This is a genomic window from Moraxella sp. HMSC061H09 (assembly GCF_001809255.1).
Classification (GTDB): Bacteria; Pseudomonadota; Gammaproteobacteria; order Pseudomonadales; family Moraxellaceae; genus Moraxella; species Moraxella catarrhalis.
The window spans coordinates 1-19883 of record NZ_KV796844.1 but is presented as its reverse complement, the minus strand read 5'-3'; the positions used below and the strand labels follow the sequence as shown (position 1 = coordinate 19883).

Genomic DNA, 19883 nt, shown 5'->3' with positions numbered 1-19883 from the left:
GGAAAATTAAAATGAAAATTCGCTCACAAGTTGGCATGGTGTTAAACCTTGATAAATGTATCGGTTGCCATACCTGCTCAGTCACTTGTAAAAATGTTTGGACCAGCCGAGAGGGCATGGAATACGCATGGTTTAACAATGTGGAATCCAAACCCGGTATCGGTTATCCAAAAGAATGGGAAAACCAAGGTAAATGGAAAGGTGGTTGGATACGCAATGCAGATGGCTCAATTAATCCCAAAATTGGGGGTAAATTTAGAGTGCTTGCCAATATTTTTGCCAACCCAGATTTGCCCATGATAGATGACTATTATGAACCATTTGACTTTGACTACCAACATCTGCATACCGCCCCAATTGGTGAACATCAGCCCATTGCACGCCCTCGCTCCTTAATTACAGGCAAACGCATACAAAAAATTGAATGGGGGCCAAATTGGGAAGAGATTCTTGGGTCAGAGTTTGCTAAGCGTCGCCGTGATAAGAATTTTGATGACATACAAGCTGACATCTATGGGCAATATGAAAATACCTTTATGATGTATTTGCCACGCCTATGTGAGCATTGTCTAAACCCAACTTGTGTGGCATCTTGTCCAAGTGGGGCAATTTATAAGCGTGAAGAAGATGGCATCGTGCTGATTGACCAAGACAAATGCCGTGGCTGGCGTATGTGCATCTCAGGCTGCCCTTACAAAAAAATCTATTACAACTGGAAATCGGGCAAATCAGAAAAATGTATCTTCTGTTACCCCCGTATTGAAGCAGGCATGCCCACCATCTGCTCTGAAACTTGTGTCGGTCGCATTCGCTACCTTGGCGTATTATTGTATGATGCAGACAAAATCCACGAAGTTGCCAGCCTATCAAACGAACAAGATTTATACCAAGCACAACTTGATATTTTCTTAGACCCACATGACCCTAAAGTCATCAAACAAGCCTTACAAGACGGCGTGCCAATGAGCGTCATCGAATCTGCTCAAAAATCCCCTGTCTATAAACTGGCAGTCGATTGGAAGCTTGCTCTGCCCTTGCACCCAGAATACCGTACCTTGCCTATGGTGTGGTATGTGCCACCATTATCACCCATTCAAAACGCCGCCGAAGCAGGTCAAGTGGGCATGGACGGACTGATTCCAGATGTGGACAGTTTACGCATTCCTTTAAGATACCTTGCCAACATGCTCACCGCAGGCGATGAAGAGCCTGTACGCTTGGCACTAAAACGCCTGCTTGCCATGCGAAGCTATAAACGCCTACAATTGGTTGAAAAACAAGATGCTCAAGAAGTGTTAGACGCTGTTGGCTTAAGCGTTGCCCAAGTGGAAGATATGTACCGCTATCTTGCCATTGCCAACTATGAAGACCGTTTTGTTATCCCAACCGCTCACCGTGAAGAAGCCCTAAGCGATGCGTTTGCTGAACGCAATGGTTGTGGCTTTACCTTTGGTAATGGTTGTACAGGAGGTAATGACACCCACATGTTTGGACAAAAGAAAAATAATAAGCGTGATTTTATCAAAACCGTACAAACATGGGAGCTATAAATGACATCTGCCACAGACATGAAACTGCTTAAAGTCATCAGCTTGCTCATGGATTACCCTGAACACGAACTGTTTATCGATGATAACTTAGACCAATGCAAACAGCTTGTCATGCAAAGCCGTCTTATCAGCCCTGAGGTGCGACAAGACATCGCCACCTTAATTGACCAGATGGCTGCACTCGGTGAGCTAGAAGCACAAGCCAAATATGACAGCCTATTTGAGCGAGGTCGTTCCTTATCTTTATGGCTATTTGAACATGTTCATGGTGAAAGTCGAGACCGTGGGCAAGCCATGGTGGATTTAATGGCTCAATATGACATGGCTGGATTTGAGATTAACGCAAAAGAATTGCCTGACTATCTACCGATGTATTTGGAATTTTTATCCCACCAAGCCACCATCAACCATGATGAGATGCAGATTCGTGAAGAAATTGCCAATATTAGCCACATTGTTACCTTATTGGCGGCTCGCTTAATGGATAAAAACAGCCACTATGTTGGTCTATTTAAAGCATTGTTGCAAATCGCAGGTGAACCACTGAGTGTCATTGACCAACAGCTTGCCAAAATGCACAAAGACAACCAACCTGCTGATGACACCACCGAAGCGATTGACAAAGCATGGGAAGAAGAAATGGTGGATTTTTTGGGAGCAGAACAACAAAACTGCCCATCAAACCAAACCAAACAGCGTATCGCAAACCTACAAGGTGAACACGCTCAACGCCAAGCCGAAGTTCCTGTGCATTGGGTTGACTTCAACCAATCCGCCAAAGCCACCACACAAGGAGTCTGATTATGAACACAACAAACCCAGAAGATTGGTTACATGTCTTTTTATTTGGCATTTATCCCTACATCGCCTTGACAGTGTGCATCTTTGGTTGTTGGGCAAGATTTGATTTGTCTCAATACACATGGCGTGCAGGCTCAAGTCAAATGTTGTCAGATAAAGGCATGCGATTGGCAAGCAATTTATTTCATATTGGCATCATTGTCGTATTGCTTGGACATTTTTTTGGCATGTTTACCCCCCATTTTATTTATGAACGCATCATCACCGCACCACAAAAACAACTGATGGCAGTGATTGTTGGTGGCATTGCAGGGATAATGTGCTTAATTGGGCTTATCATGTTAATTTGGCGACGCTTTACCAACCCACGCATCAGCCACACCTCAACTTTTAGCGATAAGATGTTACTGTTAATTATTTTGCTTCAATTGGTCATGGGACTTGCAACCATTTGGTCATATCCGACGCATCGTGATGGTGCATTGATGTTAAGCTTGGCAGGGTGGGCACAAAACCTGGCGATATTACGCCCAGTCTACGCCGCTTCATTGGTAGAAGATGCTGGACTGGTTTATAAAATGCACATGTTCTTAGGCACAACCTTAATCTTACTTGTGCCATTTACTCGCTTAATCCATATCATTTCTGCCCCAATTTGGTATCTTGGCAGGCGTTATCAAATTGTCCGCCAAAAGAGATCTTAGTAAGTAATACGGAATAATAACAACAATAATAAAATACTGTGCCATTGCCACAAAGACTGCATTCTTGTCTTTGTGGTTTTTTATCACCAGAAAGTGTCTTTAAAATGATGAATTTGCATTCTCCTAAAGAAGTATGGTGAATAGACTCTTTATTTTGGATAATGATTTTATTATCCATATTTTCATTGTAACCATTATTAGAGGTCTTATGAGCGTTGGAACCTATATACCGACTCAACAAACAATTCAAAATATATGCGCAGATGAACATAATGATTCTACTAAGCTCATCAAAGTATTGAATATAGAGAATTTGGCTCAAAAGAGCGATAATATTCGTATTATGCCAACTTCTAAAGACTTGGGCAGACCTTCATCTGATGCTCAATTTATCAAGCAAGCATTAGATAAAGAGATTTTTGACAGCACCAATCTAATCGCCTCAAGCCACCAAACTTTACCAAATATCACTGTAAATGGCGTAGCAATAGACCCCAAAGCAGTAGCTGCCGAAGTGCAGTATCATCCTGCTAATAGCCAAGAAGAAGCATTATTTTTAGCAGCTCAAGCCTTAGTTATGCGTGAATTACTGCGTCAAGAAGTGATTGAGTGCTTGGGCGAGAGGGCGTGGCTAGAGAATGAAGAAGCTACCATCGCTAAGCTGTTAGAGCAGCAAGTCATCGCCAAATCTCCAGACAAGGCAAGCTGTCAGAATTACTATCATGCTAATCAAGTTGAATTTGTTAGTACGCCAATAATGACGCTTCGCCATATTTTGCTTGCGTGTCCACCACAAGAGGGTGAAGAGCGCATTGAATTAAAAAAGCAAGCTCGCCAATTGATCGATCGGCTTAATCAAAGCCACAATCGAGATAGTGATTTTATTGAGTTTGCACGTCGATACTCTGCCTGCCCTTCAAAAGATGATGGCGGTGAACTGGGTGTATTACAAAAAGGCAGTACCGTGCCTGAATTTGAGAGTGCCGTATTTGCTTTGCCAGTTGGTATCAGTATTAATCCGATTGAAACACGATATGGGATCCATGTGATTGAAGTTCTACAAAAGCAGGAGGGTAGGCAGCTGAGCTTTGAAGAGGCATATCCTATCATTGAAAATCATCTTAAGCAGCAGTCATTTCATCATAGTTTGTGTGACTATTTATTTGAATTGAGCCAAAAGGCTGATATTATTGGCATTGAGCTTAAGATGAATGAGCAAAATATATATCGTGGCTGATTTATAATAAATTTATAAAAGGAAAACACATGATTAGTGTAGATGAGCTTCAAAAATCAATTATCAGTCGCGTGGACGAGTATTTGAATATTGATAATCCTTTGGCATCCAGACAGAGGGTAGTACTGGCTTTAAACGATGCACTTAATCACATATTGGCAGTTGATATTAATGCGAATCTCGATATACCACGCCAGAATGTTTCGGCAATGGATGGATTTGCCTTGGTTGCACAAAGCCAACTACAGCAGGGTGATGGTTTTACCGTCATAGGCGAGTCTTGTGCAGGCACGCCGTTTAATGGCGAGATTTTGCCTAATCAAGCGGTGCGTATCTTTACAGGAGCGGTTGTACCAGAGGGTTGTGATACGGTAGTGATGCAAGAACATACTACTTTTGATCAAATTAACATAACTGATAAATCTCAGCCTTATTACATTGTACTAACCAAGCCTGCTAAAGCCAGTGCCAATATCCGCTACCAAGGCGAAGAGATTGCTCAAGGTGATACCTTGCTTAGTGCAGGTAAGCGTCTGAATCCCAGTGATATTAGTCTACTGTCTAGCATGGGATATGATGAAATTGAAGTGTTTTCACCACTTAGAATTGGTCTAATAGCCACAGGCGATGAGCTGGTTTCCATTGGTCAGCCATTGAGTGATTTGGCTCAGATTTATAATTCAAACACACCAACTTTAAAGGCACTATTAAGAAAATTGCCTATCATAATCAAGGATTATGGCATTGTCAAAGATGTATTTGATGAGACTTACGAAGTGGTAAAGCGTGCCATTGAAGAATGTGACATAATTATCTCTAGCGCTGGTGTTTCTGTCGGCGACTATGATTTTTTAACCGAAGTGGTAAGAAGCTTGGGTAAAATTAATCACTATAAAGTTGCTATGAAGCCAGGCAAGCCGTTTGTTTTTGGTGAATTTGCTGCTGATGCGCGTAAAGTGTTGTATTTTGGGTTACCGGGCAATCCACTTTCTACAGTAGTTGGCTGTATTAACTTTGTGCGTCCAGCACTATGGCAGGCACTAGGGGCAATAGATGCACCTCTTACCTTACATCTGCCTGCGATTACGACGGCAAACATCAAGAAAAGTGTAGGTAGGCGAGAGTATCAGCGCGGCTATTTTGAAATGGGTGAAAAAAAATTACAAGTCACACCATCAAGTGCGCAAGACTCGCACCGCATCAAACAATTGTCTCAAGCCAACTGTCTAATTGTGCTTGATGAAAATAGTATGGGTGTGAATAAAGGCGAGCAGGTGATAATTCAGCTATTTGATTGGGTGGTGTGAGTTGCACTGACCATTTGATTTTATAAGTAATAAATCTCATCGGTCAGTTGCTGGATTTCTGATTTGTCATGGCTGACATACAGCATGGGAATGTGAGTGGTGTGGATAATCTGCTCAAAAAATGGCAAAATCTCTTGTTTGTGAATGCTGTCTAGGGCGGATAATGGTTCATCTAAAAGTAACAAATTTGGTGAATAAAGCAACGCCCGCCCAAGTGCCACTCGCTGTTTTTCACCGCCTGATAGTTTGGTGGGCATACGCTGGGTCAGATGCCCCAATTTTAACAGCTCAATGATTTCATCAGGGTGAAAGCGTCTTTGGTCATCATCAATGTTGTGATAGCCAAATAGCAAATTATTCATCACCGATTTATGGGGGAAAATTTGGGCATCTTGAAACACCAAGCCCACTCGTCGCTGCTGAATGGGTATGTTGATTTTTTTTTCGCCATCAAACCAGGTTTGCCCATTGATACGGATACTGCCATTTTTTGGGGCATTTAGCCCTGCGATGGTGTGTAAAATGCTGGTTTTGCCAGAGCCTGAAATCCCAAATAGCCCCATGACAGGCTGTGATGATTGTAAATCAACGGATAAATCCAGCCTGCCAAGCACTAGCTGAAATTGACAATCAAATATCAAAGGGTTATCTTTTGATGTTTGGGCGGTTTGTGCGGTTTGTGTTTGTGCGGTTTGTGTCATTGTGCAAGCCTTCTTTTTTGATAACGGGCATACCACTGCGACAACCATAATGCCGAAAACGCCACCCCAACCGACAACATCAACAATCGCATGATTTGGGCGTCGCTGTCAGGTTGTTGTAGTAGGCTATAAATCGCCAATGGCAAGGTGCGAGTCTCCCCCGATATGTTGCCCACAAAGGTGATGGTTGCCCCAAATTCGCCCAAACTGCGACAAAACGATAAAATCGCCCCAATCACAATCCCAGCACCCGCCAGTGGCAAGGTTATCTGAAAAAATGCCTGTAAACGGCTTGCCCCCAATGACATGGCGGTCAGTTCAAGGCGTTTATCCACCAATTCAATGGCAAGGCGTACCGATTGCACCATCAAGGGAAAGCCCATGACCGCTGATGCCAATACCGCCCCTTTCCAATTAAATGCCAAATCAAAGCCCAACTGTGATAAATATTGTCCGATGATCCCTTGATTGCCAAATAAGACCAGCAAAATATAGCCTGGCACAACAGGGGGCAGAACTAAGGGCAAAAACACAAGGGTTTCAAACAAAGACTTGCCAAAAAAATCTTTGCGAGCCAACAGCCAACCCATGGCAATCGCTGGCAATAGGTTGACCAGAAGGCTCACGCTTGCGATTTGATAGGACAGTTTGATGACTGCCATCTCATCAGGCGACAGTGTTAGGTTCATGATTATACCAAACCTTGATAAAAATGATGACAAGACACTGATTACAAGACACTAAAACCATATTTGCGATAAACCGCTTTGGCTTCTTTGGTCTGTAAAAAGTTATAATACTGCTGGGCTTCACGACTTTGCTTAACCATGCTGATGGGGTAGACAATCGGCGTGTGTGTGGTGATTGGGAAGGTGTTAATCACTTGCACATTTTTGACCACTTTGGCATCTGTGGCATAGACAATGCCCAACTGGCATTCACCACGGTTCACAAAGTTTAACGCAGCACGCACATCTTCGGTCTCTACCAAACGTGGCCCGATGGTGTCCCACCAACCTAGGTTGGTTAGGGCTTCTTTGGCGTATTTGCCCACAGGCACGCTGGCGGTGTTGCCAGTGCATAGCTTGCCTGTAAAGGCATTACCGATGTCAAAGGATTTGTCTATTTTGATGTTGGTCTTGATGGGGTTGTTTTTGGGGGTAATCATCACCAAGCGGTTGCCCAATAGGTTTTTGTAGCTGCTGCTAACAATCTTATCTTTTTTGGCAAGATAATCCATCCAAGAGGTGTTTGCCGAGATATAAATGTCAGCAGGCGCACCTTGCTCAATTTGTTTGGCAAGGGTAGATGAGGCGGCAAAGGAAGTTTTTACTTTGCTGTTGTATTTTTTTCATACAACTTATTGATGTCTTCAACAGCATTGGTCATGCTGGCAGCGGCATACACGGTAAGGTCTGCATGGGCTGATGTTGCCCCCATGACCATCATGGCGATGAATAAAGGTTTGATGGCTGATTTGATGGTTGCTGTCATAACATGCTCCTGTTTGTTCTGTGGTTGTGGGGTTTGGGCGTTACTTTTTGACACCAAGGACGATGTGTGATGCCTTAATTAAAGCAGTAACAGGCGAACCCACGGCTAGGTTTAGATTTTGACAGCTTTGGCTGGTGATGATGGCACTAATCACTGTACCGCTGGCGGTTTTGATGGTAATTTCGGCATTCACCGCACCGTCGGTGATGCTCTCCACCGTGCCTTGCAATTGGTTGCGAGACGATAAAATCAGCTCATCATCTGTTGCGACGATGACCGATGGGGCTTTAAAAATCGCCACCACGCTGCCACCGACAGCAAGGTTAAGGCGTTTGGTACTCTCCGAGGTAATCACGGCTGTTAATTCATCGCCATCGGTTAAGCTAAGTTTGATGACATCATTGACTGCCCCTGATTGAATGTGTTTGATGGTGGCGTTAAGTTGATTTCTTGCACTGATTGCCATGGGTGTTCTTCTTGATTGGCGGTTGATAAAAATTGATTATGATAATGGCTTAACCATTATTACTTAACCATAAACTTTGGTTGCTGTCGGTATAAAATTCTTGCTTCCATACAGGAATGTCTGCTTTGATGGCGTCGAGCAACCACTGACAAGCTTCAAAGGCGGGATAGCGATGATGAGCGCTAACGCCTATCCACACCGCCATATCGCCTATGTTCAGATCACCGATGCGATGCATGGCGATGGCATTTTCAATTTTAAAACGTTGACAGGCTTCACTGATCAATAGCTTTCCTTGATTAAGTGCCAATGCCTCATAACCATAATAGGTGAGCTTCTCTACTGGGCGGCTGTTGTTATGGTTTCGCACCCAACCTTCAAAGGTTACTAAAGCCCCACAGCGGTCATCAAGCAAACCTTTTTTTAGCTTCTTCTCATCGATAAAGGTGTCTAATAAGGCAAATCCATCAGTGATTGCCACATGGTAGGCAGCTTCATGGCTTATTGAGATCTTTGATGAGCCTTGATGTAGTTTTTGAGCCATATTAACCTCCAGCGACAGGTGGAATGAAGGCAATGATATCACCATTGCTAACCTTAGTCTGCCAATTGGCAATCTGATGATTGACAGCAACCGCCAATTCATCTTGTGTTAAATTAAAATCGTATTTATCTAATAAATAAGAATAAATATCATTAAGATAATAATGCGAGGTTGTTAAAATTTCTTCATCTATACCTGCCTGTTCGGCAAGACTGGCGAAATATAATACAGTAACAGTTAAGTTATTTGACATAATCAGATTTCCCCCCAGTTTTATTTAATAGACAAACATCGGTAATGATAATGTCGTGGCTCATTGCTTTGGTCATGTCATAGATGGTCAGACAAGCTACTGATACTGCTGTTAAGGCTTCCATTTCTACACCAGTTTTGTGAGCTACCTTGACAGCCGCTGTCACAACGATGGCACATTTTGCATCATTATATTCAAAGCTTAGCTTGACACTATCAAGGGGTAACTGATGGCATAAAGGGATTAAATCGCTCGTTTTCTTAGCACCCATAATACCTGCAAGATGAGCTGTTTGGGTAATTGACCCTTTTTTTGTCATGCCATCAGTGTTTTTGATGGCTAAATAGATATTTGAAGGAAAAATTACCTGAGCGCTTGCGGTGGCACTGCGCTGGGTTACTATTTTGGTTGAAACATCAACCATGCTAATATCACCATTGGCGTCTAGATGAGTTAGGGTGTGGTGATCTAAATCAGTCATAAAAATTTTCCAAAGCTAAGGCAAATTCACTGGGTGTGTTAAAGTTAGTCAAAGAGTGTAAATCATCATTAAGATCAAAAGTTTGGCGGTCAACAAGGTCTAAAAATTGCATGACTGAGCGACCACCCTGAGCCAGAAAATCAAGTAATATTGGTAGAATACTGGTGTGGTAAACCCCTAATAAGGGGCAGTCTTTTTTTGCGTATAGATAGCCAACTTGAGCACTGGTAAACTTTAATATATCAGCAATTTTATCAATCGCTAGCAAATGATCGCAGCTAACAGTCAAAATATAGCCTTCGCTTTCTACCGCCTGTAAGCCAGCAGTGATGCCGGATAAAGGACCTGCACCTTTACCTGAATCATTGCAAGGCAAATAATCTTTAAGTGGCGTAATGAGTGGATCATGTGCGGAATTTTTACCGTTATCTGCCAAAAAAATAGGTAAGTTTAATTTTTTGGCACAAGCGATATGAAAATCAAGTACCGTACTTTTGTTAGGTAGGGCAAGCTGTGCTTTGGGTTGTCCCATTCGAGTTGACTCTCCCCCTGCTAAAATTAAGACAGCGCATAAACTCATGGCTTAATTCCGATGTTAAGCATCATATTATAGTTACCATTAAACTGAGAATCCAAATCTGCCACTATTAGCCATGCGATGGATTTTGACGCATTAAATGTGGTACAAAGTTACAAGGACGAGTTCGGTTATCCAGCTGCTGTTTGATAATACCCTCCCAGCCTGTTCGACATGCTCCTGTTGATCCTGGTAAGCAAAAAATTACTGTGTTGTTTGCCATGCCTGCCACTGCTCTAGATTGTAGGGTTGACATTCCGATTTCGCCATGAGATAAGTATCTAAACATTTCACCAAAGCCTTGCACTTCTTTATCAAATAGCACGCCGACTGCTTCTGGCATGTTATCACGATGATAAAAACCTGTACCCCCTGTGGTAATAATGGCATGAATACGTTCATCAGCGATCCATGCACTAATCACTGCACGGATTTGATAAATATCATCTTTGGTCAGCTTGCGGTCAACCAATACATGACCTGCCTCCACTAGGCTATCTACCAAGAATTTTCCTGAAGTATCTTCGTCCAGTATGCGAGTATCAGATACCGTTAGTACAGCGATGTTTAAGGGAGTAAATGGTTTATCGGATTTTTTGGCTTGTGGTTGATGATTAGGGTCATTACATAAGTTACACATAAGATGTCCTGTGGGTTAATTAAAGTATCAAATCAAAGTTAGGGTCTTAGGGTTTTATTAAAAATTTTTTGTTTCCAGCTGCTCTCAAGGCAATCAATGTTCAGCCACTGATTGGCAGTAGCGGCATCGATTTTGCTTTTTTGATTCACTATTTGCCAAAGAGTGTGCAAAGTGGCGTATTCAAAAGGGCGTTCGATAAGGTAGACGGATAAGTCAGGCTTAATGATGCCTGTTTTGATCACTTGATAATACCACCCAGCAATGCCTTGATGACTAACAAAAGAAGATATGTTTGGAGTGTTTAATCGATCATTGATCTTATAACAAGGACGGCGAGGCTGCACTAGCCGAAGCTGTACGCAATCATCTGCATCACCGAATTGATAGATATCGCCAATGCATACCGAGCGTTCGTCCATCGGTATCTTATCGGTAATGACGGTTAAATTTTCTCCGAGTGAGCCAACAGGGATGTTCAAACCAAACGCCTGATTGATGACATCATAGGTGGTGATTGGCATTTGATGCACTGCTTTGAGTGGTCCACCGTGAAATTTATGCTCAGCTTGTTCGTCTGCATCTAGACCCAGTAAATCAACTTTCATGCTGCCATCAATGGGAATTTTATTAATAGCACTCACGCCACGCACAAACGGCTCAATTTTACCTGTGCGTACGGTGGTCAGAGTGCCAATAAATTTAGGTAGAGTATTCATTTCCTGCCTCATTATGTACTGATGATTTCAGCAATCAGTGAAATAACCGATCAATCACACTTTAGCCGCCTACCAAGGATAAATTATACATCATGCCGCTGTCGGCAGAGTGCAGGTGATGATGTTCAGGTTTGATAGGCATTAAGGCTTGTAAAGCTTGAATAAGCCCCTGGGTGTCACCTTGTGTCAGATAAGGACGAATGTCGTAATTTTGGCTATCAAACAAGCAAAGATGCACTTGACCTTGACTACTAACACGTAGGCGATTGCAATGATCACAAAATTTGGGTGAATAAGGTTCAATCAGACCAATTTTACCGACATAATCAGGGTGGCTGTATTCAGTTGCAGGTCCACCATCCGTTGCACGCATTTGAGCCCTCCAACCGTGCTTGATTAAATAGGTTTTGATATGCTGACTGCTAGTATGTTCGGCAAAAAACAGTTGGCTATTATCTGATGTTTGCATAAATTCAATGAAACGGTAAGTAATGGGGCGATCTTTGACAAAGTCCAGTGCTGCCATAAGATTGTCATAGGCGGTATGTGCCATCAAAATGCCGTTGAGCTTTAAGGTGATGCTAGTTGAGTATAAGAGTTTATCAATATCACGAAGTAGAGCAGGCAAGCCATCATATCCTGTAATTTTATGAAATGTTGTGGGATTAAAACTGTCAATACTTAGATTTAATTTATCCAAGCCTGCATCATGCCAAGCGGATAGATGTTTGCCTAATTTATAGCCATTGGAGCTGATACACGCGGTCTTGATACCCTCTGTATTTTTGATGAGTCTGATCAAGTCAGGCAAATCATGGCGTATAGATGGCTCGCCCCCTGTCAGACGAACTTTGGTGGTGCTAAGAGCAGCAAATCCTGCCAATAAAGTAGCAATTTCTTGTTGTGTCAGCTCGTTATTAGGACGTTTGCCTTGATAGCCATTAGGTAGACAATAATTACAACGAAAATTACAAAAATCAGTGATGGAAAGTCTAAGATAGGTTAGTTTACGCTGAAAGTTATCAGTCAATTTTTCTGTTGAGTTGGATGTTGCTAGGGTAAACTCATTGCCATAAAATACCGTGTCAAAACAATCCGTCGCTTGGTGGGCTGGCTGCGCCGGTTGGAATAATAAAGAGTTTTTCATGACAATAACTTATGGGCGTTGCCTCGGTGATGAATGTATTACAACTATAACAAAAAATACCCAAGCTCCCTATAGCCACATGGTTAAAATTTTTTGACATTCTCTACTACTTTGGATGTATGTGTCACTACAATGCTTGATTATTTCGCTTATCACTGATAATGACCAACCGCCCAAACGGCAATCTCAACGCGCGTACGCAGGCCAATCTTACCAAGAATGTGTTTGACATGAACTTTAACTGTGGATTCAGCAATACCAAGCTTGTTACCAATCATCTTATTACTCATCCCTTGAGCAATCATTTTAGCAACTTGGATCTCGCGCTCTGTCAGCTCGTGACTGCTGTCAGTTTTAACAGGTTTACGCATAGCTTGTGCTAAAATCGGTGCAAGACTTGGGCTGATGACTAATTCACCGCACAAAATCTTACGTATATCAGTAATGATTTGCTCTGGCTCCATATCCTTGAGTAGATAGCCATCAACGCCTAAATGAAGCGCATCTTGAACATCTTTGCTATTGTCCGATACGGTAAATAATAGAACTTTGGTTTGAATACCCAACTCCCGTATTTTTTTGAGCGTTTCAATGCCATTTAAGATAGGCATGGTGTGATCTAAAATCACAAGATCTACAATTTCTTGATTTAGAATATCCAGGGCTTCCATCCCATGGTTGGCTTCAGCAATGACTTGAACATCCTTTTCTAGACTTAATAAATCTGCCAAACCACGACGTAGCATCGGATGATCATCGACAAGAAGAAGGCGTGCAGGATTGGCTGCGGTAAAAATCTTTAAAACCATGTTATTCCTAGTTCTCATAAAATTTAGGTAAAAACCAAATACGCACCAAAGTGCCCTTTGGGGTGTTTTGACTGATATCAAACTCGCCACCCAAACTGTGCGTGCGCTCTTGCATAATTTTTAATCCATGATGCTGTTGTTCATCAATATGCTTTGGTAAACCCACGCCGTCATCACCAATTTCCAGATAAATACGCTGTTCAGTGTCTAAATGTGTTTTTTGATAAAGGCTGACAGTTACCTCTTTGGCGTATGCATGGCGCTGAATATTGGATAATGCTTCACGAATAATTTGTAATAAGTCAATTTGCTCATTAGCACTTAGATTTTGGCTTAAAATCCGATTATCTAATGTAATATTAAAACCACCTTTCGCAGAAAATTCGTCACAGGCCTGTTCAATGGCATTATCAAAACTGCCCGATTCTATTTTTAAGCGAAAGGTCACGAGTAACTCGCGCAGCTGAATGTAGGCAGCATCAAGCCCTGAACGTGCTTGCCCTAAAACTTGAAGCATGGCTTCATTATGATCCATGAGCGTATCATTTTGGTTTTGTTGAGCTGCGTCAGAAAGTTGGCGCGCGTGCGTACCTAGCATAGAAAGCTGAATTTTTAGATATGACAATGACTGTGCCAATGAGTCATGTAGTTCGCGGGCAATGGTGTTCCGCTCTTCTAAAAGTATTAATTGATGCTCTTGCTGACGTTGTTTTTGGATGGTGAATACTAGGCTTACTAAACTTACCAACACTTGTACAAGTTCTTTGGTAATGGTGGTATCATCTTCTTCAGACTGCTGATGAACCATCAGCTCGCCCCAGTAGTTGTTTTGGGCGCTGATTGGATAAATTCTTGTCGTAGATCTGGCTTTAAGAGCGCATTGATCGCAGTTGCCTGTAGAACAAATTTCACTCGACAAAAGATCGGTTTTGCCTGTTTGCAATTCTTCAACAGAGTGACTGTGAATACTAATGCTATCTTTAGATGACACAAGCACAGTGTCATTTTTCAAGAGAGGTCCTGAAGTGCTAGATTCATTTAATTTTAGGTGATCATGCAAGCATAATGTAAACCCAAAACTTGGATTTATCTTTGAAAAATTCTCAAGTAAATGATGTAGCTTAGATAATGTAACAGGCTCTTGATTGAGCTGATTGGAAAAATCATACAATAGTTTAAGCAATTGGTTAGCTTGGGTAAGATGCCGAGTTTTGTTTAACACTTCTTGATTGAGCTTGGCTTGATGTTCGCTAATGGTATCTGCCATATCATTGAATGAGTTGCTAAGCGTTTGAAACTCTTGATAGCCAGTTACCAGCGCAGGCACATGATGACCGCGTCTGAAATGCTGCGTACTGTCTATGAGAAAGTGAATGGGTCTTAGTACATTACGCCGAAGCTCATACATACCTAATAATAGGGTTAATAAGATGATACCAAGCGCAGACATTTGTAATACTTGTTGCCAGTGCTGGCGGGTTTCACTGCGAACCTGAATTTTTTTAGTTAGCTCGTGAACTTCTTTAATGTATTTACCAGACGCCACTAATACTGCGGTACTATCATTATTTACTAAAGCAGGCTTTAGCATCTTTAACCAATGGTGTTGAATTGTTTTAGTTTGGCTATCTATCTCAGTGTCCTTATTGCCAGGCATATTCTGATATGCATACAGCACATTCAAACGCGCTTGCATATCATCAATCAGTTGTTGATTGATCGATAAGGTAGGATCAAGTTTTACATGATCATCAATTGGTAAAGTGGTATTGGTTGTTAATAAATAATTAATGCGATAAGTTGCCATCCGAATTGATCCGACAGAGTTGAGTGCTTGAGCATCAGATTTTGATACCCAGGCTAAGACTGCTGAAGTGCTGGCTGTGACTGTCGCAAAAAATACAATAACGCCAACTGCCAGCCAAGCACGCACTGAAAGCGATTTTGGCAAAAAGCCACTAAGTCGGTTATTTAACATACATACCCCCAAAAAGCCAAGATCTGCTGTTTGAGTAAAAAATGATTGATTGTAATCAGGTTCTTAAAAACAAGTTCTTGAAAAATCAGGCAATTATACACTAATCCTTATGAAGAACGACTACTTCTTAAGTAGTAGAAATCTATATTTTAGACATAAGAGCATTAATTTATGATTGATTTAAATCAACTAATTCAAAAAAATTTCAATTTATTATAGCTTGTGTACTTTTGTAAAGCTGATTTATTTGGAGAGATTTTGATATCCAAATAAAATCTGTTTTTAGTATCTTTTAAAAAGAGCCTATCATGACAACAAAATCTACCATTGTACTCATCTCGTCGACCGTTGCATTTACGATATGTTTTATGACTTGGATAATGTTTGCTGTTTTGGGTATCCCTATTCAGCAAGCACTTGACTTAAATGAAACCCAATTTGGATTACTTGCCGCCACGCCTGTTTTGACAGGTTCGCTAGTTCGTTTACCGCTGGGTATCATGACGGATAAATATGGCGGGCGCATTGTATTTTTCGTCTTAATGTTAGCGACAGTATTGCCGATCTTTTTAATGGGGTATGCTGATCAATATTGGCAATTTTTGTTATTAGGCTTGTTTGTTGGTTTGTCGGGCGGATCCTTTTCGGTGGGTATCGCCTATGTAGCCAAGTGGTTTGAGGCAGACAAGCAGGGCTTTGCCATGGGTGTATTTGGCGCAGGTAATGCAGGTTCAGCGATTACTAAGATGATCGGTCCTGCCATTATCGCTGTAGGGGCGTCCACAGCAGCCAGTGCTGCAGAAGGCTGGCGTTTTTTACCTAAAGTTTATGCAGGTATTATGCTGATTACAGCCATAGGTTTTTGGTTTTTTAGTTATGATAATAAAACGCATCGTACTGCCAGTAATGCTACTCTTGCCAGTCAACTGGCTGTTCTAAAGGATAAGAATGTTTGGCGTTATAGCCAATATTATTCGATCGTTTTTGGTGGCTATGTAGCACTGGCGCTTTGGATGACCAAGTATTATGTCGGCGAATATGGTTTTAGCCTACAAACAGCAGCATTTTTGGCAGCGTGTTTTAGTTTGCCTGGTGGGGTATTGCGTGCACTGGGTGGGTGGCTGTCAGATAAGTATTCGGCACACACAGTCACTTGGTGGGTACTTTGGTCATCGTTTTTGCTACTATTTGCCTTATCCTATCCTCAAACATTCTTGACCATTCAGACAGTTGAGGGGGAAAAAAGCTTTTATATTGGCTTAAATGCCACCATCTTTACTGTATTGATTTTCTTGCTAGGTATTGCCTTTGCCATTGGTAAGGCATCAGTATTTAAATATTTGTCTGATGAATACAAGGATAATATGGGTGCAGTATCAGGTGTTGTGGGCTTGGCAGGGGGTCTTGGCGGCTTTATTCTACCGATTATGTTTGGTGCCGCTGTGGATATCACAGGTATTCGTTCATCGGCGTTTATGATCATGTTTGGTGTGGTGTGGGTGAGTTTGATTTGGATTTATTTATCAGAGGTCAAGCCAAAAATAGAACAAGACCATCAATCAAAAACCCTAAAATTATAGCTAATATTTTGGAGACCTAAATGAATAATCAACTCAAAGGTGGTCGTCGCATCGATGACTGGCGTCCTGAAGATGAAAAATTTTGGCAAAATGGCGGCAGCCGTGTCGCTACTCGAAATCTTTTTATCTCAATTCCTGCACTATTGCTTGCATTTTCGGTCTGGGTTATCTGGAGCGTGATTGTAGTTCGTATGCCTGAAGTTGGCTTTCAATTTGATAAAGCGCAGCTGTCTTGGCTTTTGGCACTACCTGCCTTATCTGGGGCAACCATGCGTTTATTTTATGCGTTTTTAGTACCTGTTTTTGGTGGTCGCCGCTGGACGACACTGTCAACAGCATCTTTGCTTATACCTACAATTTGGTTGGGTTTGGCTATACAAAACCCTGAAACTTCTTTCACCACATTTGCAATCATCGCACTATTATGCGGTTTCGGCGGTGCCAATTTTTCATCCAGTATGTCTAATATCTCATTTTTTTACCCTAAGTCTAAACAAGGTATGGCGTTAGGCTTAAACGCGGGTTTGGGTAATTTAGGGGTATCTGTACTGCAGTTTGTTGTGCCTGTGATCATCGGATTTTCTTTATTTGGTGCATTGGCGGGGGATGGCCAGGTTACTGAATCTGGTAAAGTTTTATATTTACAAAATGCTGCTTTTGTTTGGGTTATTCCAATTGCTATTATGACTGTACTTGCATGGTTTGGAATGAATGATTTAAGCAACGCCAAAGCGTCATTTAAAGAACAGTCAATTATTTTTAGAAGACAACATAATTGGATCATGTGCATTCTTTACTTGGCAACTTTTGGATCTTTTATCGGCTTTAGTGCGGCGTTCCCTATGGTTATTAAGCAGTCGTTTCCTGAGATCGATCCTCTAAAAGTTGCCTTTCTAGGTCCTTTGGTTGGCGCTCTATTTCGTCCTGTAGGTGGTTGGTTGTCTGATAAGGTTGGCGGTGCGTGCGTCACATTCTGGAATTACATTATTATGACAATTGCTGTCATCGCAGTTATGTTTTTCCTTAAAAATGGTAATTTTACAGGCTATTTTGCTGGGTTTATGTTGCTATTTATCACCACTGGGATTGGTAACGGCTCAACGTTTCGTATGATTCCTGTGATCTTTCGAACCATGCATGAACGCTTACACTCCCCTGATGCTATTACACAAGCACGCAAAGAATCCGCTGCAGTTGTAGGTTTTTCGGCGGGATTTGCGGCATATGGTGGTTTTTTTATCCCAAAAATGTTCGGTTCAGGTCTGGGGGTAAATGGCACCTTCCTTGTACTAATTGCATTTTATATTATATGTATCGCTTTGACATGGTGGTATTATTCACGCAGAAATGCCCCATATCCTTGTTAGTATTAAATAAAAAACGGCTTATTGATAAAAGCCGTTTTTTATTATTTCTTCATTTTAAATTAGGGGCTGTACTAGAATAACTCTCATGTTATACTAGTTTTATGAAGATAACCCATTGTAAACTCAGTAAAAAAGTACAAAAAAGACTGCTTGAATTTTTTGTACTTGAAGCTACTGCTCGTTCGGCAGCTGATTTGCTACAAATACACCCAAATTCAGCAGCTTGATTCTACCATAAAATCAGACTTGTGATAGAATACCATCTTAATCTTGAGGCTAAAGAATTGTTTGATGACGAAATAGGGCTTGATGAAAGCTATTTTGGCAGCATTCGCAAAGTACACCATCTAATCAGCTTAAAGTATTGAGAAGATGGTGTGGGATTTGGGCTAATCTAGTACAGCCCCTAAATTATTATAGCGCGATAGATTTTTGACAAATAGGGCAGGAGGGGTTTTTGGTAAATTTCATTTTTTGAAAATTGGTACGAGAACCTTGCCATACCATCAGCGTATCTTTTAAGGTATTTTGATCTTTACCGAGAAAATGTAAGGCGATGTCAGCACCAAGTGCACCGATCACCGCCACCGTGCTTGCTAAGACACCAGAAGTTGCACAGTTTTGGGCTGCCCTCATTGAAGTACCAAATAAACATGCATAGCAGCCTGTTTTTTTTGGCTCAAAAAGTGCAACTTGCCCAGTTTCGCCAATGGCGGACAATGAAAGTAGGGCTGTACTGGTTATGATCGAATGGTGGTTAAGTGTTTGACGAATATCGAAATTATCACTGCAATCAATCCATAAGTCTGATTTAATAGATATTAAGTTTTCTTTTATAGTATCATCATTGAGTGCAATATTATGACTATGGACTGCAGCCCAAGAGTTTTGTTCTATCAGTGCTTGTTTAGCTATTTGTGCTTTTGGTAAACCAATATCTGCTTGAGTGTACAACAGCTGTCTTTGTAAATTACTGTCATCTATGGTATCAAAATCAAATAAATGCACTTCACCCACACCCGCTCTCACTAAAATCGGAGCAACCATACAACCTAAACCACCCATTCCAATTAGTGAAACGGATGATTGCTTAATTTTAAGTTGTGATTCAATATCCCATCCGTCTAATAAAATTTGACGACTATAACGCATCAGTTCTGCATCACATAATTCGGTTTTGGGGTGGGGTTTGGTATCGGTATTCATCATAGGATATGTATCAAATTATCAAGAAATATAGTTTGCTCAGATTATCGTGTTATGTCAATACAACTTTTGGGTAAATGATATTGTCGTGAGTTTTAGACAAATGATTTCATAATATATTTTAGAGGGATTATTTTGTGTAGTGAACTACAGACATAATGTTAGATTGCAAAAAACAATTTGAATAATTTGCGTTAAAAACCCGTTAATGAATTGGATAGTACACTAAAGTTGATGACATACATTTAGATAATTTTATTTAATATTATATTTAATAAATATAACTTATTAGACTATATATCACCCAGGTACCATCGGGAGTTTG

20 protein-coding genes and 2 pseudogenes are annotated in these 19883 nt (G+C 41.3%); 8 read left to right on the top strand and 14 right to left on the bottom strand.

Going from position 1 to position 19883, the window contains the following annotated elements; all coding sequences use genetic code 11:
• The first annotated feature begins 11 nt into the window (after nucleotides 1–11).
• The 5 genes from narH to glp all read left to right on the top strand — a co-directional run bounded on the left by narH (nucleotide 12) and on the right by glp (nucleotide 5599).
• Nucleotides 12–1550, top strand: coding sequence for a nitrate reductase subunit beta (gene narH / locus HMPREF2573_RS03775; RefSeq protein WP_003672344.1), 1539 nt, complete (start codon nucleotides 12–14; stop codon nucleotides 1548–1550).
• Complete coding sequence (narJ, locus tag HMPREF2573_RS03770; protein WP_003657677.1) at nucleotides 1551–2351, top strand: nitrate reductase molybdenum cofactor assembly chaperone; 801 nt, start codon at nucleotides 1551–1553, stop codon at nucleotides 2349–2351.
• 2 nt (nucleotides 2352–2353) lie between these two features.
• Nucleotides 2354–3055 carry a respiratory nitrate reductase subunit gamma gene (narI, locus tag HMPREF2573_RS03765; protein WP_003671612.1) on the top strand — a complete coding sequence of 234 codons (702 nt, stop codon included), beginning with the start codon at nucleotides 2354–2356 and terminating at the stop codon, nucleotides 3053–3055.
• A gap of 133 nt (nucleotides 3056–3188) precedes the next feature.
• Nucleotides 3189–4292, top strand: coding sequence for a peptidylprolyl isomerase (locus tag HMPREF2573_RS03760; protein WP_003671613.1), 1104 nt, complete (start codon nucleotides 3189–3191; stop codon nucleotides 4290–4292).
• 29 nt (nucleotides 4293–4321) lie between these two features.
• Nucleotides 4322–5599, top strand: a complete 1278-nt coding sequence (gene glp / locus HMPREF2573_RS03755) for a molybdopterin molybdotransferase MoeA (RefSeq protein WP_070472597.1) — start codon at nucleotides 4322–4324, stop codon at nucleotides 5597–5599.
• A gap of 20 nt (nucleotides 5600–5619) precedes the next feature.
• Here the strand turns inward: glp and HMPREF2573_RS03750 are convergent, their stop codons facing one another.
• The 13 genes and pseudogenes from HMPREF2573_RS03750 to HMPREF2573_RS03690 form a co-directional block, all read right to left on the bottom strand.
• On the bottom strand, nucleotides 5620–6237 hold the full coding sequence (locus HMPREF2573_RS03750; RefSeq protein WP_036335675.1) for an ATP-binding cassette domain-containing protein: 618 nt from the start codon (nucleotides 6235–6237) through the stop codon (nucleotides 5620–5622).
• Nucleotides 6238–6296: 59 nt separating this feature from the next.
• Entirely contained in the window at nucleotides 6297–6989 is a 693-nt protein-coding gene (gene modB, locus HMPREF2573_RS03745) for a molybdate ABC transporter permease subunit (RefSeq protein WP_063454000.1), read from the bottom strand.
• 41 nt (nucleotides 6990–7030) lie between these two features.
• Nucleotides 7031–7794: pseudogene (modA, locus tag HMPREF2573_RS03740) on the bottom strand (molybdate ABC transporter substrate-binding protein).
• A gap of 40 nt (nucleotides 7795–7834) precedes the next feature.
• Nucleotides 7835–8260: a TOBE domain-containing protein gene (locus tag HMPREF2573_RS03735; RefSeq protein ID WP_003657685.1), complete on the bottom strand. Its 426-nt coding sequence runs from the start codon at nucleotides 8258–8260 to the stop codon at nucleotides 7835–7837.
• 49 nt (nucleotides 8261–8309) lie between these two features.
• Nucleotides 8310–8804: a molybdenum cofactor biosynthesis protein MoaE gene (locus tag HMPREF2573_RS03730; protein WP_003659514.1), complete on the bottom strand. Its 495-nt coding sequence runs from the start codon at nucleotides 8802–8804 to the stop codon at nucleotides 8310–8312.
• A 1-nt stretch (nucleotide 8805) separates the two neighbouring features.
• Nucleotides 8806–9057, bottom strand: a complete 252-nt coding sequence (locus tag HMPREF2573_RS03725) for a MoaD/ThiS family protein (protein ID WP_003657687.1) — start codon at nucleotides 9055–9057, stop codon at nucleotides 8806–8808.
• On the bottom strand, nucleotides 9047–9538 hold the full coding sequence (gene moaC, locus HMPREF2573_RS03720) for a cyclic pyranopterin monophosphate synthase MoaC (protein ID WP_003657688.1): 492 nt from the start codon (nucleotides 9536–9538) through the stop codon (nucleotides 9047–9049). The genes HMPREF2573_RS03725 and moaC overlap by 11 nt, the downstream gene beginning before the upstream one ends.
• On the bottom strand, nucleotides 9531–10118 hold the full coding sequence (locus HMPREF2573_RS03715; RefSeq protein WP_077656027.1) for a molybdenum cofactor guanylyltransferase: 588 nt from the start codon (nucleotides 10116–10118) through the stop codon (nucleotides 9531–9533). The genes moaC and HMPREF2573_RS03715 overlap by 8 nt, the downstream gene beginning before the upstream one ends.
• Nucleotides 10119–10185: 67 nt before the next feature.
• Complete coding sequence (gene moaB / locus HMPREF2573_RS03710) at nucleotides 10186–10755, bottom strand: molybdenum cofactor biosynthesis protein B (RefSeq protein WP_003657690.1); 570 nt, start codon at nucleotides 10753–10755, stop codon at nucleotides 10186–10188.
• Between the two features lie 38 nt (nucleotides 10756–10793).
• The gene (locus HMPREF2573_RS03705) at nucleotides 10794–11471 is read right to left on the bottom strand and encodes an MOSC domain-containing protein (RefSeq protein ID WP_003657691.1); all 678 of its coding nucleotides are present in this window, start codon (nucleotides 11469–11471) and stop codon (nucleotides 10794–10796) included.
• 61 nt (nucleotides 11472–11532) lie between these two features.
• Complete coding sequence (moaA, locus tag HMPREF2573_RS03700) at nucleotides 11533–12618, bottom strand: GTP 3',8-cyclase MoaA (RefSeq protein WP_003664526.1); 1086 nt, start codon at nucleotides 12616–12618, stop codon at nucleotides 11533–11535.
• 152 nt (nucleotides 12619–12770) lie between these two features.
• Nucleotides 12771–13427: a two-component system response regulator NarL gene (gene narL / locus HMPREF2573_RS03695; RefSeq protein ID WP_003657693.1), complete on the bottom strand. Its 657-nt coding sequence runs from the start codon at nucleotides 13425–13427 to the stop codon at nucleotides 12771–12773.
• Between the two features lie 7 nt (nucleotides 13428–13434).
• Nucleotides 13435–15405 carry a type IV pili methyl-accepting chemotaxis transducer N-terminal domain-containing protein gene (locus tag HMPREF2573_RS03690; RefSeq protein WP_003657694.1) on the bottom strand — a complete coding sequence of 657 codons (1971 nt, stop codon included), beginning with the start codon at nucleotides 15403–15405 and terminating at the stop codon, nucleotides 13435–13437.
• Nucleotides 15406–15713: 308 nt separating this feature from the next.
• On the opposite strand from HMPREF2573_RS03690, the gene HMPREF2573_RS03685 reads away from it, so the two are divergent.
• The 3 genes and pseudogenes from HMPREF2573_RS03685 to HMPREF2573_RS09035 form a co-directional block, all read left to right on the top strand.
• Nucleotides 15714–16985, top strand: a complete 1272-nt coding sequence (locus tag HMPREF2573_RS03685; RefSeq protein WP_070472595.1) for an MFS transporter — start codon at nucleotides 15714–15716, stop codon at nucleotides 16983–16985.
• 20 nt (nucleotides 16986–17005) lie between these two features.
• Nucleotides 17006–18352, top strand: a complete 1347-nt coding sequence (locus HMPREF2573_RS03680; RefSeq protein WP_003657697.1) for a NarK family nitrate/nitrite MFS transporter — start codon at nucleotides 17006–17008, stop codon at nucleotides 18350–18352.
• 101 nt (nucleotides 18353–18453) lie between these two features.
• Nucleotides 18454–18690 (top strand): annotated as a pseudogene (locus HMPREF2573_RS09035) (IS1595 family transposase); the annotation flags it as partial.
• 76 nt (nucleotides 18691–18766) lie between these two features.
• Here the strand turns inward: HMPREF2573_RS09035 and HMPREF2573_RS03675 are convergent.
• On the bottom strand, nucleotides 18767–19558 hold the full coding sequence (locus tag HMPREF2573_RS03675; RefSeq protein ID WP_070472592.1) for a HesA/MoeB/ThiF family protein: 792 nt from the start codon (nucleotides 19556–19558) through the stop codon (nucleotides 18767–18769).
• Between the last annotated feature and the right edge of the window lie 325 nt (nucleotides 19559–19883).

Bases quoted from the DNA above. Each gene is read 5' to 3' on its own strand.
- moaC (WP_003657688.1), bottom strand. From the start codon at position 9,538: ATGACTGATTTAGATCACCACACCCTAACTCATCTAGACGCCAATGGT.
- HMPREF2573_RS03725 (WP_003657687.1), bottom strand. From the start codon at position 9,057: ATGTCAAATAACTTAACTGTTACTGTATTATATTTCGCCAGTCTTGCC.
- glp (WP_070472597.1), top strand. From the start codon at position 4,322: ATGATTAGTGTAGATGAGCTTCAAAAATCAATTATCAGTCGCGTGGAC.
- moaA (WP_003664526.1), bottom strand. From the start codon at position 12,618: ATGAAAAACTCTTTATTATTCCAACCGGCGCAGCCAGCCCACCAAGCG.
- moaB (WP_003657690.1), bottom strand. From the start codon at position 10,755: ATGTGTAACTTATGTAATGACCCTAATCATCAACCACAAGCCAAAAAA.
- HMPREF2573_RS03730 (WP_003659514.1), bottom strand. From the start codon at position 8,804: ATGGCTCAAAAACTACATCAAGGCTCATCAAAGATCTCAATAAGCCAT.
- HMPREF2573_RS03680 (WP_003657697.1), top strand. From the start codon at position 17,006: ATGAATAATCAACTCAAAGGTGGTCGTCGCATCGATGACTGGCGTCCT.
- narL (WP_003657693.1), bottom strand. From the start codon at position 13,427: ATGGTTTTAAAGATTTTTACCGCAGCCAATCCTGCACGCCTTCTTCTT.
- HMPREF2573_RS03675 (WP_070472592.1), bottom strand. From the start codon at position 19,558: ATGAATACCGATACCAAACCCCACCCCAAAACCGAATTATGTGATGCA.
- HMPREF2573_RS03685 (WP_070472595.1), top strand. From the start codon at position 15,714: ATGACAACAAAATCTACCATTGTACTCATCTCGTCGACCGTTGCATTT.
- HMPREF2573_RS03705 (WP_003657691.1), bottom strand. From the start codon at position 11,471: ATGAATACTCTACCTAAATTTATTGGCACTCTGACCACCGTACGCACA.
- modB (WP_063454000.1), bottom strand. From the start codon at position 6,989: ATGAACCTAACACTGTCGCCTGATGAGATGGCAGTCATCAAACTGTCC.
- HMPREF2573_RS03690 (WP_003657694.1), bottom strand. From the start codon at position 15,405: ATGTTAAATAACCGACTTAGTGGCTTTTTGCCAAAATCGCTTTCAGTG.
- narI (WP_003671612.1), top strand. From the start codon at position 2,354: ATGAACACAACAAACCCAGAAGATTGGTTACATGTCTTTTTATTTGGC.
- HMPREF2573_RS03760 (WP_003671613.1), top strand. From the start codon at position 3,189: ATGGTGAATAGACTCTTTATTTTGGATAATGATTTTATTATCCATATT.
- HMPREF2573_RS03735 (WP_003657685.1), bottom strand. From the start codon at position 8,260: ATGGCAATCAGTGCAAGAAATCAACTTAACGCCACCATCAAACACATT.
- HMPREF2573_RS03715 (WP_077656027.1), bottom strand. From the start codon at position 10,118: ATGAGTTTATGCGCTGTCTTAATTTTAGCAGGGGGAGAGTCAACTCGA.
- narJ (WP_003657677.1), top strand. From the start codon at position 1,551: ATGACATCTGCCACAGACATGAAACTGCTTAAAGTCATCAGCTTGCTC.
- narH (WP_003672344.1), top strand. From the start codon at position 12: ATGAAAATTCGCTCACAAGTTGGCATGGTGTTAAACCTTGATAAATGT.